This window comes from Algoriphagus sp. (assembly GCF_030694375.1).
In the GTDB taxonomy this organism is placed as follows: Bacteria; Bacteroidota; Bacteroidia; order Cytophagales; family Cyclobacteriaceae; genus Algoriphagus.
On record NZ_JAUXYL010000007.1, the window covers coordinates 232,996 to 246,319 of the forward strand.

Annotated in this window: 9 protein-coding genes; 3 read left to right on the forward strand and 6 right to left on the reverse strand. The window is 44.0% G+C overall.

Going from position 1 to position 13,324, the window contains the following annotated elements; translation table 11 throughout:
- Positions 1–34: 34 nt before the first annotated feature.
- Both Q8M62_RS02240 and Q8M62_RS02245 read right to left on the reverse strand, forming a co-directional pair.
- On the reverse strand, positions 35–364 hold the full coding sequence (locus tag Q8M62_RS02240) for a helix-turn-helix domain-containing protein (RefSeq protein ID WP_304901318.1): 330 nt from the start codon (positions 362–364) through the stop codon (positions 35–37).
- Complete coding sequence (locus Q8M62_RS02245; protein ID WP_304901317.1) at positions 339–674, reverse strand: type II toxin-antitoxin system RelE/ParE family toxin; 336 nt, start codon at positions 672–674, stop codon at positions 339–341. Before Q8M62_RS02245 ends, Q8M62_RS02240 begins: the two co-directional genes overlap by 26 nt.
- A gap of 176 nt (positions 675–850) precedes the next feature.
- On the opposite strand from Q8M62_RS02245, the gene Q8M62_RS02250 reads away from it, so the two are divergent.
- The 3 genes from Q8M62_RS02250 to Q8M62_RS02260 all read left to right on the forward strand — a co-directional run bounded on the left by Q8M62_RS02250 (position 851) and on the right by Q8M62_RS02260 (position 6,755).
- The gene (locus Q8M62_RS02250; protein WP_304901316.1) at positions 851–3,580 is read left to right on the forward strand and encodes a PSD1 and planctomycete cytochrome C domain-containing protein; all 2,730 of its coding nucleotides are present in this window, start codon (positions 851–853) and stop codon (positions 3,578–3,580) included.
- Position 3,581: 1 nt separating this feature from the next.
- Positions 3,582–5,090, forward strand: a complete 1,509-nt coding sequence (locus Q8M62_RS02255; RefSeq protein WP_304901315.1) for a DUF1501 domain-containing protein — start codon at positions 3,582–3,584, stop codon at positions 5,088–5,090.
- Positions 5,091–5,363: 273 nt separating this feature from the next.
- The gene (locus Q8M62_RS02260; RefSeq protein WP_304900005.1) at positions 5,364–6,755 is read left to right on the forward strand and encodes a c-type cytochrome domain-containing protein; all 1,392 of its coding nucleotides are present in this window, start codon (positions 5,364–5,366) and stop codon (positions 6,753–6,755) included.
- A 35-nt stretch (positions 6,756–6,790) separates the two neighbouring features.
- On the opposite strand, the gene Q8M62_RS02265 is transcribed toward Q8M62_RS02260, so the two are convergent.
- The 4 genes from Q8M62_RS02265 to Q8M62_RS02280 all read right to left on the reverse strand — a co-directional run bounded on the left by Q8M62_RS02265 (position 6,791) and on the right by Q8M62_RS02280 (position 13,156).
- Positions 6,791–7,141 (reverse strand): Spx/MgsR family RNA polymerase-binding regulatory protein, encoded by a 351-nt coding sequence (locus tag Q8M62_RS02265; protein ID WP_304900006.1) that lies wholly within the window; start codon positions 7,139–7,141, stop codon positions 6,791–6,793.
- Positions 7,142–7,320: 179 nt separating this feature from the next.
- Positions 7,321–10,083, reverse strand: coding sequence for a M14 metallopeptidase family protein (locus Q8M62_RS02270; protein WP_304900007.1), 2,763 nt, complete (start codon positions 10,081–10,083; stop codon positions 7,321–7,323).
- Between the two features lie 133 nt (positions 10,084–10,216).
- Complete coding sequence (gene hemL / locus Q8M62_RS02275) at positions 10,217–11,509, reverse strand: glutamate-1-semialdehyde 2,1-aminomutase (RefSeq protein ID WP_304900008.1); 1,293 nt, start codon at positions 11,507–11,509, stop codon at positions 10,217–10,219.
- Positions 11,510–11,512: 3 nt separating this feature from the next.
- Positions 11,513–13,156: an ABC transporter substrate-binding protein gene (locus Q8M62_RS02280; RefSeq protein ID WP_304900009.1), complete on the reverse strand. Its 1,644-nt coding sequence runs from the start codon at positions 13,154–13,156 to the stop codon at positions 11,513–11,515.
- Positions 13,157–13,324 lie beyond the last annotated feature (168 nt).

Below are 13,324 nucleotides of genomic sequence, written 5' to 3' on the forward strand. Positions count from 1 at the left end.
GATGATGGTAGAATGAGTTATTCCTCCCGCTGCGTTAAAGGAAAGTTAATCCAATTCTCTTGTTTAGACCTTGTTCGAAGATTCGAATCAATGTCGATAACTGGATATTGCCTTTCCCATTTTCAAGTTTTGAGATGTAACTTTTCTTTGTTCCAGCCTTTTCTGCCAACTGCTCTTGGGTGAGATTGGCTTCTTTTCTCGCAGCCTTTAACATTTCACTTACAATGAACATTTGGACCTTCTCTTCATATTTATTTCTGCTTTCAGATCCAATTTTACCGTGTTCCAGTTCAATCAGTTCATCGAATGTTTTGACTTTGCTATAATCTACCATGGCTTTATTTCTTTGATTGAAAATATTCATTCATTAACCTTTCGGCTTTTTCAATTTCATTCTTTGGGGTCTTTTGATTCTTCTTTTGAAAACCGTTGAATAGGACGACTACCTTTCCTTCATCAAAACAGCAGAATATTCTGTAAATATTAGACTGATTTTTCACTCTAATTTCATACAACCCTTCAGTTCCTTCCAGGTGCTTGAGAAATTTCTCGGGCACCCTTTCCACTTGCTTAATCAGTTCAAAAACATATTGAATCTTATTCTTGACCTTTTCATTCTGGTTTTGATAAAATTCAATAAAGTGGTCTTCATAAAAAATTATCTTCCTTACCATAATTACAAAGTTATCTCTTAAGATAACAATATCCAAAAAAGCAGGCTTCTTTTAATGCACACTAACAAAAGCCTCTTTGCCCTCAAGGAGGCTTTTCCATTTTTTAATTGCCATCAGACCATTTTACCTTCCATTCTATTCCGAAATTGGCTATTTTCCAGCCTATTCTTTAGAAAATGAATCGGAATCAGCTTGTCTTACTTCTTAGCCTTCTTGTTGGGATTTCCCTGATTGGATTCTTCTTTTTTGGACCTGAAAAAGAAGTCGATTACAGCACCCAGATCAAACCAATCCTGAATAAACACTGCATCACCTGCCATGGTGGAGTAAAGAAAAACGGGGGATTCAGTATTCTATTTGAAGAAGAGGCTTTCGCTCTAAATGAATCCGGCCTGCCTGCGATCGTGCCCGGCAGTCCCAATTCAAGCGAATTGATCAAGCGACTGACTCATTCCGATCCTGAATTGAGGATGCCCTACCAAAAGGCTGCACTTTCAGACGAAGAAATCGACTTGCTCAAAACCTGGATTCGCCAAGGTGCGAAATGGGGAAAGCATTGGGCCTATAAGCCAGTTCAAAAACCAGCATTCACATCTCAGATTCAATCCGCCGGAATCGGAAGTACTAATTCCGGTAACGCAATAAGTCCGATTGATCACTTTATAAGAGAAAAGTTGGAAGTAAAAGGTCTGATCCCTTCCGCAGAAGAGCAGCCGCTTCGCCTTCTCCGACGAGTCGCTTTGGATTTGACAGGATTGCCTCCCTCTGAGACTTTAGTTTCAGATTTTTCTTCTGGAAAAATCACCTACAATCAAGCTGTCGATCAGCTTTTGAAATCCGATTCCTTTGGAGAAAAATGGGCGACTTGGTGGCTTGATCTTGCCAGGTATGCCGATACGAAAGGCTATGAGCGAGACGTCTCGCGCACGATGTGGCCTTATCGGGATTGGGTGATTCGGGCATTCAATACCGACAAACCTTTCGATGAATTCACCATCGAGCAACTTGCAGGAGACTTGCTGCCCAATCCGACTCAGGATCAATTGACGGCGACGGCTTTCCATCGGAATACAATGAACAATGACGAGGGAGGAACCGAGGATGAGGAATTCCGAGTTGCGGCCGTTCTCGACCGGGTCAATACCACTTATGAGGTTTGGCAAAGTACCACCATTGCTTGTGTGCAGTGTCACAGTCATACCTATGATCCGATTCGCCATGAGGAATTCTATCAGTCGGCCGCCTTTTTCAATAATACCCGAGACGAAGATACCCACGATGAGGAGCCTCGATTGCGGTTCTACGAACCCGAACAGCAAAGCCAAATCGATGCAGTAATCAATTGGGTGAAGGAAACTGAAGGGGAAAAGGGAGCGAAAGCCCGATCTGACTTTCTTAAATTCTACGAACCGAAGTATGCAGCTCACTTAGCAACTGACTTCAACAGGTCCGAATTGATCGACACCAAATGGCTTGGGCTCTGGTCTGGAGGTTCCGCTGTCTACAAAAACATCGACACCCAAGGCTCGGATCAGCTCTTACTGGATTATTGGACTGGATTGGATGGCACGGAGATGACGATCCGAAAAGACGGTGCGGCAGGCGAAATCCTAGCTTCATTTGTCATGAATAAAACTCAAGGAGAAGTGGTCAGGCAAATTCCCTTCAAGCCCATTTCAGGAAAAGTCAACCTCCACATTGAAGCCAAAAATCCTTCTGCCGGTCCGCAGCAAAACACCTCGACAATTGTCTGGTTTGCCTTTGTCCCAAGCCTAAAAGGAAAAGAAAAACCGGGTTTTGCAGCGTCAGAAAAAACCTGGGAAGAGCTGCTGAAATTCAAAGGAACTAGACTTCCGATATTGATTGAAAACCCACCCTACATGGCTCGAAAAACAAATGTGTTTGAACGCGGCAATTGGATGGTTTTAGGAGAAGAAGTCAAACCAAAAACCCCGGATGAACTTGGGGGCTGGAAAGAACAATGGCCAAATAACCGTCTTGGTTTTGCCTATTGGCTGACATCGCTCGAAAATCCACTAACGGCCCGCACGCTCATCAACCGGGTTTGGGATCAGCTGTTTGGCAGAGGAATCGTGAGATCACTGGAAGACATGGGCAGTCAGTCAGACCCTCCGACTCATCCTGAATTGCTGGATTACCTGGCTTGGAAGACGATGAATGACTACGATTGGAGCATGAAATCCTTAATTCGGGAAATCGTCACTTCAACCACATACAAGCAGTCTTCAGTTCTTTCGGCAGAAGTTTTTGAAAAAGACCCGGAAAACCAATGGTACTCCCGAGGACCAAGATTTCGCCTTTCAGCCGAGCAAGTTCGGGATCAGGCTTTGGCTGTAAGCGGACTGCTCAGCCAAAAAATGTACGGTCCCGGAGTCAAACCACATCAACCTGAAGGAATTTGGCAAACTGTGTATAATGGAGAATCCTGGAAGGAAAGCGAGGGAGAGGATAAATACCGAAGAGGAATTTACACCTTCCTGAAGCGTACCAGCCCCTACCCTTCCTTCATCACATTTGATGCGGCGAGCCGGGAAGTGTGCCTCAGCAAGCGACTGGTCACTAATACCCCCCTTCAGGCTTTAGTCACGCTCAATGACCCGGTTTATCTTGAAGCCGCAAAAAACTTAGGGAAAAATACCTGGGAAAAGAGCGGAGAAAATCCTGAAAAAGCAATTTCGGCTGCCTATGAAAAATTGATCTTAAGTCCAATTTCCGAAGGGAAAAAGAAAACACTTCTTGCCTTGTTTGCTTCCGCAAAAGCAGAATTCACCAAAGATCCCAAAGCTTTAAATGAATTCTACCCCGGAGCAAAACCCGAAGTAGCAGCCATGTCAGTAGTAGCCAATGCCATGATGAATCTGGATGAATTTTTAACCAAGCCTTAGGATGAAGAGACTTGAAAAACTCTTTGCCGAACTTGCGGTTCAAAAGCTGCAAAATCAAACCCGCAGACATTTCCTGATGGATTGTGTTAGCAAAGTAGGAGGTTTGGCGATGGCACCCCTGCTTTTTGGCTGCGAACCAGAGCAACTGATCAAAAAATCTACTGGCCTGAATCTCAGCGAGCGGGATCTGAATCCTTTGGCACCTTTGCCTCCACCCTTTTTGGGCAAAGCCAAATCCATCATTTACCTCCACATGGCCGGAGCGCCCAGTCAATTGGAGCTTTTTGACTACAAACCCGAACTTGCCAAATACCACGACAAAGATTGCCCAGAGAGCTTGCTGGAAGGGCGAAAGTTTGCATTCATTCGGGGCGTCCCCAAAATGCTGGGTCCTCAGGCAAAATTTGAACAGCACGGCCAATCCGGCGCATGGGTTTCGGATTACCTGCCCCACTTCGCCAAGGTGGCGGATGAAGTGGCTTTCCTCAAGGCAGTGCATACCGATCAGTTCAACCACGGCCCCGCGCAATTATTCATGCAGACGGGTTCGCCAAGACTGGGAAGGCCAAGTTTGGGTAGCTGGGTGACGTATGGTTTGGGGACTGAGAATCAAAACCTTCCGGGATTTGTCGTGCTGACTTCCGGAGGAAAAACTCCGGATGCGGGGAAAAGCGTCTGGGGTTCCGGCTTTTTACCTTCCGTCTATCAAGGAGTACAGTGCCGAGCCAAGGGTGACCCGGTTCTCTATTTGGAGGACCCATCAGGGATGTCCCGGGACCTTAAGAAAAACGTCATTTCCGCGATCAATCAGGTCAACCAAGAGGATTTTGAAACTTTCGGCGACCCTGAAATTCTCGCCCGGATCAACCAATACGAGATGGCTTATCGCATGCAAATCGAAGTGCCGGAAGTGATGAATATCAACGATGAACCAGAACATATCCATGAACTCTACGGCACCAAACCCGGCGAGGAGGCCTTTGCAAACAACTGCCTACTAGCCAGAAAACTGGTGGAAAAAGGCGTCAGAGTCGTCCAACTTTATGATTGGGGTTGGGATACGCATGGAACAGATCACGACGGTTCGATCGATATGGGCCTGAGAAACAAGTGCCGTGAAATCGACCGCCCGATGTCAGCACTACTTTTGGATTTGAAGCAAAGAGGCTTATTGGAAGAAACGTTGGTTGTCTGGGGAGGGGAATTTGGGCGAACACCCATGCAGGAAAATCGCGAAGGAAAAGTACAAGGGTTTATGGGTCGAGATCATCATGTGGATGCATTCACCATGTGGATGGCAGGCGGGGGAGTAAAGAAAGGAGCTAGCTATGGCATCACAGATGATTTTGGCTTTTCGGGGGTCGATGAGCGGGTTTCGGTGCACGATCTGCACGCAACAATTCTACACTTGATGGGCTTCAATCATGAGAAGTTTACTTACGAGTTTCAAGGTAGACCCTTTCGACTCACGGATGTACATGGGGAGTTGATTCATTCTGTTTTGGCATAGAAAATCCAACTTTGAGAAAACTTGAATAGCAAAAAAAAAAAAAAAAACAATCTTAGTTCAAAATCTCACACAACTGTAATCGAGAATTAATTTAAATGGATACCAACCATTTTTCCCCTCTTTCAAAAAGTCAGTTGAAAACTCAATTGACCAAGATGCTAGGATTTCTTCGGTCTCCCGTCTCCGCCTGCCCGCCGTGGCGGGGTCTCCCCGCCATAAGAATCATTTTGAGAGTTTGTCCTTTTTTCAATAAGCCTAAAATTCATTCATTTTATGCTTGAGTTTCTTGGGCCGCTTGTAGGCCGAATGCATCCAATTCTGGTTCACCTTCCCATTGGAATTCTGATTTTTGGAATTATACTCTGCTTCTTTCCTCAGCGAGAAAAAATTACTTTACTACCAGCCATTCGACTCGCTTTTTTACTAGGTGGAATTGCTGCTTTGTGTGCAGGAATTAGCGGATTTCTTCAATATCAATTTGAGGGATTTTCATGGGAGGATGTTCAAATTCACCTTTTTGGAGGGGTTTTGACTGCTTTGGGAAGTTTTGGGCTTTTTTTCCATTTCAGAAAAGCAGAAACAATTCAGCTTAAAAGCAAAGTACTTGCTTCTGGTTTGGGTTTAATTTTGACGGTTACGGGACATTTGGGAGGAAGCCTGACTCATGGTGCAAGTTATTTCACCGAGGTACTTCCACCGGAATTACAGTCCTTTTTGGGAATTGAAATCCAACCCGAAAAAGGCCCGCAACTTACTGAAGAAACTTGGGAAGAGGCAGTGTTATATTCCGAGGTAATTCAGCCCATCCTTAATCAAAACTGCAAGAGTTGCCACAATCCACGAAACAGAAAAGGCGAACTTGACCTGACAACACTGAAGGGTTTGATTTCTGGTGGAGAAGATGGGATAATTTTGACTGCTGGAGATGCACAGCACAGTGAGCTTTTCGCCAGACTCATTTTGCCAAAAGATGATGAAAAACACATGCCTCCATCGGAGAAAAGACAACCGAGCAAGGAAGAAATTGCGCTGATCGAAACCTGGATCAAAGCAGGTGGAAAAGCAGATCAAACACTTGCCGAAGCAGGAATTTCAAGAAAATTCATTGAGCCTTTTATCCAGAAAAACGAGGTTCCTTTTTATCCAATATCCCAAATTCCAGCGATTTCAGCTGATTCCTTAGCACAACTGAAAGACCACGGATTCTTTGCTGAACTGATTGAAAGCGGTTCGGGATTGCTAAAAGTAACCTGTACCAATTACCCGGGTTTTAAGGATTCTGATTGGGAAAAGCTTGCTCCAGTTAAGAATAGGATTGCTTACTTGGATTTGAGCGGAACGAGAGTCAGTGATGCGCTTTTGGAGGAGATTTCTCAATTACCAAACCTGACTGTCCTCAAACTTAACGGCACGACTATTTCCGGAAATTCTTTAACGCAAGTGGCACAAGTCCCAACTCTGAAACTGATCTACCTAAACCAAACTGCTGTAAACCTAAGTCACATCCAGTCGCTCAGCACAAGTAAATCACTCGAAAAAGTCTTTACTTTTGATACACCTGCATCTTTAGAAATCTCAAAATCTGAAAAGCTGAGTTTGCCATTTTTAGTGGAAGGGGCTAGCTATTCGCTTCCCAAATTACCGAGTGATACGATTGTGTATTAGAAAAAATCCGACTTTATCAAGTCGGATTTTGAAGCTTAAAGTTTCTCCTCAATCTTTTCCGGCACAAATCCCAAAGTCAGACTTCCATCCGGATAGGTAATCACAGGTCGCTTGATCATACTGGAGTTTTCGATCAGAATGGGAAGTGCTGTTTCGACTTTTTCCAAAGCCGCCTTCTGCGCTTCATCCATTTTTCGATAAGTCGTCCCCTGTTTATTAACCAAAGTTTCCAATGGAGTTTTTGCTAAAAATCCATTCAAAAGTTCCTGAGAAGGTTTTTGCTTTTTGTAATCGATGAATTCAAAGGAAACACCTTTTGACTCAAGGAAGTCAAATGCCTTCTTCATGGTATTGCAATTCTTTATTCCGTAGACTTTAATAGACATCTCGTGATTGGTTTAATTTTTCATCTGTTTATAATTGATTTTTATTGGTCACATGGAATCTTCACATGTATTCCCCGATAGCTCGGGGCATCCCTCAGTGTTTCGCTTTGGATCATGCCTGTCTGCCTCAGGCAGGCTCGATTCCAAATGATCTTCTGACAAAAATAGCCTTCAGACTTTTAATCCCCCAAATCATCCCAATTGATTAAGGTATTCCAAACCAAAGGTGCGTCATGATGATTCAGGAAGCGGTGCAGGGGATCAAATGTAAAGGCGATAATCCTTCCCTTGCCCACAGGAACATTGAAAATACTCCCCTGACCGATAATAGTTTGTTCATTTCTCACCATTCCTGATCTCACATACGGTGGTTCTTTACCCGCAGCAGCTTTTTCTTCTTTTTTTGATTCGGTTTTTTCCATCCCCATAATTTCTCCGGTATAGGGTTCCTCATCTTTCAACGGTTTGGTGCCATACTGAAGCAGCATCATGTCCCTTTTTGCCAGATCTACCTGATAAAGTGGACCATTCCCTTTGAAAATTGAAAAAGTCTCAGGAAATCCATATAAAATGGGGTGATCTGATTTCTTGGCTTTGACAGTCACCACAGAACCCGGATGAAATAATCCCGATGCAGCATACGGTTTCAAATCACGGGTAATCCCTGTCTCAGCTACCATCACGGTAGAATTGTCCAGCGTGATGACCACACCACCTGCCTCAATAAATTGTTTAAGATTTTCTATTCCCATAAACCCCGGCCCGCCTGTGATATCCGGACTGGAATCCGGGAAGCCGTGTGAAGGAAATTGTGCGGTTTTGGTATAAGGCATCGGCCCGAATCGGGAGTCAATACCCTGGATAAAATCAGCAGCCGTTCCTCTTGATCTTGGAACCAAGATTACATCAAATTTTGACTTGAGATTACCTGCTTTCAGATCATCCTTATCGATGGAGGTGTACGGAATTCCTCGTTGCTCAAACGTAAAGCGGGACCAGCCTTCGTCTTGAGTATTGAACCAAGTATGGTAAATGGCCACTTTTGGAAGTTGTACAAGGTGAGTTTGGTCATTATTTGGAGTCGATGAACTGCGAATCAGGTCAATGCCAAACTTTTTCCCCAACTCCATTGCCTGAGAAGAAGAAATTCCTTTGATCATCATTGATCCAATATTCAAGGTGTCCTGGCCAATTGTAAATTCAGATTTAATTACGCGAATTTCAGCATTTTTGGACTGTTCCCTGATCCAGTACAATGCCGGTAGCACAGTATTTTGGGCCTGATAGTGGATGAAATAGGAATTACCGGAACCTGAAATTTCTCCTTCATACCTCACATCTGCTTCTACTTTTATCAAAGAAGAAATCTCATAAGCAATACTGTCTTTTTGCTGAACTTCAACACCATACAAATAGCTCAACGTCCAGGCAATGTCATCGTAAGGTGGAAATTTGGCTTCTTTTGGATACTTCTGCTCCGTGAGCAATGTTACGGCAAGATTTCGGTAAGGCTGGTCCAAAAGAATCACATATTCCCCTGAGTCGGCCTGATGAACTTCAATGGCTTGTGCCCGAAGTTGGTTGACCAGATAAGCTGCCATTGTCGGGTCTTTTTGTTGGGCAGGAATGACAAAAGCTTTTGGGCTGTCCTCTTTTCCTTTACGGATAGAATTCACCCCTTTTTGGTAGAAATTGCGAAGGAGTTGCTCCCCATTTTGCGCAGCATATGTCAATGAAGCAAGAACTCCGGCCTGCATATAGTTCACATTGTTTCGAGCTGACCAATAAACCCGCTCGGTGGGAGGATCAGGACGATACCACTCCCGTGTTGTCGCAGGGTCCCCTGCATATTTCTGGTTGGAAAGGTCCCGCATGTAGGTATTTGCTCCCGCATTGCCGAAAGTCTCATAAAATCGCCCATTGGAATTGTGGTTGTTGGCTACCCAAATGCCATATCCAGGCCACCAACCGTCATAGAAAGCCCAAGTAAACGCTCCAGGCATGCCCTGAGTTGCCAAAGTGGTGATGTCGTGATTGGCCATGACTTGCCACTCCCCGATGGTCACTGGATCCACCTGTTCGTTGTAGGGACCGGTACCGGTAGAGATATAAAGCAAAGGAACGGACTCATGAAGATCCAGCATGACGGTAGGATGCCATTCGTAAAAGATCGAAAAAATGCCTTTCGTGATTGCCTGAGAGACCTGCAAACCGTCTCGATTATTGTCGTGAAACACATATTTGCCCCAATAGGGAGCTGAACGGGGAAAACCATCGTCCCAATCAGTTCTTGCTTTTGTATAGCGATAGTACCAATCTACCAATTTGTCTCTGCCATCAGGTTCGGATACCGGATTGATCAGCACAATGACGTTATCTCGGATTTGCTTAATGGATTTTTCTTCGCTGGTCACGAGTCTGTATGCCAATTCCATCAGCATTTCCGGTGAACCCATTTCAGTGGAGTGCATTCCACCATTCAGGTAGTAGACAGGTTTTGCCGATTCAAGGATAGTTTCAGCTTCTTCGGCAGAAGTAATTCTTGGATCAGCCAGTCGCTTGAGTTGATTCTTATACACATCCAGCTTGTTCATGCTATCATCATTTCCGATGATTACCACATAGATCGGCCGACCTTCTTCAGAGGTTTCTACCTGTTTGATCTGGAGGTGTGGAGACTTTTCCGCCAAAAGCTGATAGTATCCATAGATCTCGGTTGTATTGTGCATCACACCGGGTGCCCCGATGATTTCCCCAAAATGCTTCAAAGGAGATGGAATCGTAGGGTGATCAACTACATTCAGCACCGACGCAGGTAAAAATCTTGAATCTGTGGTATGCGCTTTGATTTTGGTGTTGTATTCTAAATCGACTTTTTGAGCAAAAATAGCAGGACTGATCAAGCACAGGGCCATCACCCCAATAATGAGTGGCTTTTTCATAAAACAGGAAAGATTGGTGGACATTACTATCAGTGGTTAAGATAGCAGAATTGGCTGATAGGTGATTTTCTACTCATGTAAAACCCAGATTTAGAAAAAAGAAAAGGCTGACATTTCTGCCAGCCATTTCTTATCAATTCATTATCTCTTTCATACTTTCCTCATGTGCCTGCAAAATCTTTGCGATCAAATCATCGGTAAGGGCAGTGGACAGGAATAAGCTCTCATACTGAGATGGGGCCAAATAGACCCCGCGATGAAGCATCGCCTGAAAGTATTTCCCAAACAAATCGGTGTCCGATTTCTTGGCAGATTCAAAGTCAGTCACGTTCTCTTCTGTAAAAAACAGAGAATACATACTTCCCAGTTGATTAATGGTAATGTCATGCCCAAGCCGATGATTAATTGAGGCAATCCCTGAAGCGATTTGCATTCCGATTTCATTCAATCGAGTGTAAACTTCAGGGTGAGAATTCAGATAATTCAGCATGGTCAGACCGGCAGCCATGGCAATCGGATTACCTGAAAGTGTCCCAGCTTGGTAAACAGGTCCAGCAGGCGAAACGAATTCCATGATTTCTTTTTTGCCTCCATAGGCTCCTACAGGCATACCTCCACCGATGATCTTACCAAGTGTTGTCATATCCGGCGTCACTCCAAAAAGTTCCTGAGCGCCACCTTTTGCGAGGCGAAACCCTGTCATCACTTCGTCGAAAATTAAGACAATTCCCTCACGGGTACAGACGTCTCTCAATCCCTGCAAATAACCGGGTTTTGGAAGGCAAAGGCCCATGTTCCCGGGTACAGGTTCAAGAATCAATGCCGCTATTTCACCCTTATTGGCAATAACTAATTTTTCAATGGCTTCCAGATCATTATACGGCGCGAGAAGGGTGTCTTTGGCAGTTCCACTAGTGACTCCCGGCGAATCGGGATGTCCCATGGTAATTGCACCCGATCCTGCGGAAATCAGGAAAGAGTCTCCGTGGCCATGGTAGTGGCCTTCCATTTTGATGAATTTGTCACGACCTGTATATCCTCTTGCAACGCGAATCGCAGACATGGTCGCTTCAGTGCCTGAGTTGACCATTCGGACCTTTTCCACAGATGGAACCATGCTTACGATTAACTCCGCAATCTCCACTTCTCGGGCTGTCGGTGCACCAAATGAGGTTCCGTTATCCATCGCTGCGATCACCGCCTCACGGATCATTGGGTGATTATGGCCAAGAATCATAGGCCCCCAGCTGTTGATCATTTCGATGTAGGCATTGTCGTCTTCGTCATAGATGAAGGCTCCATTTGCTTTTTTGATGAAAATCGGGTCACCACCCACAGCACGAAATGCCCTTACTGGGGAATTGACTCCTCCCGGGATAAAGTTTTTTGCATGGGCAAATAGCCGCTTGCTTTCAGAAATTTGCATGGTCTATTGTAAAGGAATCAGTTCTCCTGCTTCTAATTTGAATACTGGCGTATATCGGTTATTGTTTGAATTTTGAAAATTAAAACCCCAAGTTAATTTACCTTCCTGAAAAGGTTTTTGGTCCAGACTTCTTTGCAAGTCAAAGTTAAAAGTGGTTTTCACATTGGAACCCAACCAATACACTATTTCTGAACCTAAGATTGAGTTCATTCCAGGATAGGTATAATATTGCTCGTAATATTTTTTTCGAAATTGATTCATCTCCGAAGTATCAAACTTGGGCGTATTGTTGGCTATGAAGTGAAAGTTTGGAAACTCCAGCATTTCGTAATTGGCAAAATTGAACCCTAACCATGAATCCATCACCAGTATTGGGACGGATGTGGTGATGCTTTCCATCAAGGAAAAGACTGATTGGGCGATGGCTGGATCGTCAGAAAGCAAAATCACCTGATCAATTGAGGGATTGTTTCCACGGCTTACGCCAAGCCCTTGCAGGAAAGTGGAGGCGTTCCGAGAATCCAGTTTTTGGATTTTGACAACTTTAAAGCCAGCCTTTTCCAATTCTGTCTGCAGCAATAGTCCTAATTTTTCATCTCTTGAACTTCCACTATAGCCTACTGCTACTCGATTGCCCCAACGCTGGGATTTCAAGCTTGAAATAATACCGGAAGAAAGAGAAGCAACCGATGGTCTGAATAAATAACTGTATTTATATTGCTCAAACCGCTCGCCCAAATTGGAAAGTGGGTGGATAAATGGAATTTGCTCTTTTTCAGCAAATGCACTCACTAAATCCGTTTCTTCGGGGTAAATGGGCCCAATGATCGCGTCTGCATTGGTTACCACCGGATCTTTTAAAAGGTTGGCGAGGTGATTTAGATCTCTTTTCGAATCAAATGTTACCAAGTTCACTTTCTGACCTTCACTTTTGAGTTGCTCCACACCAAGCTCAATTCCCTGATAAAGTTCAAACATGAAATCTGTGAATCCCAAGTTCGAAACTGCCGATGCATTACCAGAGGTAAAAGGTAAAATGACGACGATGTCAAGCACATCATTTTTGACCACATTTTTCCTAATTGGTACTGAAGATTTGATTTGATTCAATGCCTGAATTTCGCTCGCTGACATGACTGTTTGCTTTTGCAACACAGTAGCCAGACTGCTTGTATATCCTTCGTTGGATTTGAATTCATCCAGATTAGCCACTAAATAGCTGGAAGTCGCTTTACTGAGGTATGCAAAAGTCAGATTATAAGATTGTTCCAGTATTTGGTCTTTCTTGATTGATTTGATGACTTTAAGCGCTTCAGTATTTTGGTTATTTTGAAAATAAGCTGCGGCTAAGAGGTATTTAGCTTCGTCAGATTTATTCCAGTTTTTCCCATAAATCGGCTGAAGCGCACTAATCGCCTGAGTAGGTTGATTAGCTCCCAACGCAGCTTCAGCAAGGTGAAAAGCTGCGTAATTTGCTAAATTCCCGTATTTTTCCGGATTAGTGAAAGACTTGAACCCGTTCATGGCATCCCAATATTCCTTAGCAAGCAGCGCTGATTTCGCTTTTTGGTATTCCGGGGGAAGACCTTGAGCATTTAGTACATGTAGGGTAAAAAACAGGGAAACTAACAGAAACAGATTTCGCATAATACTAAGGGAAAAGCATAATTGATGCAGGGCAAATTTAACCCATTATTTCCAAACCCAAAGTTTGTACCGAAGACAGTAAAAATGAAAAACCGGAAGACTTTACTTCATGTTTTTTACACAATTCTCAAAATTCAACAAATTTTAATAATTCTTGATTTTAGGAAG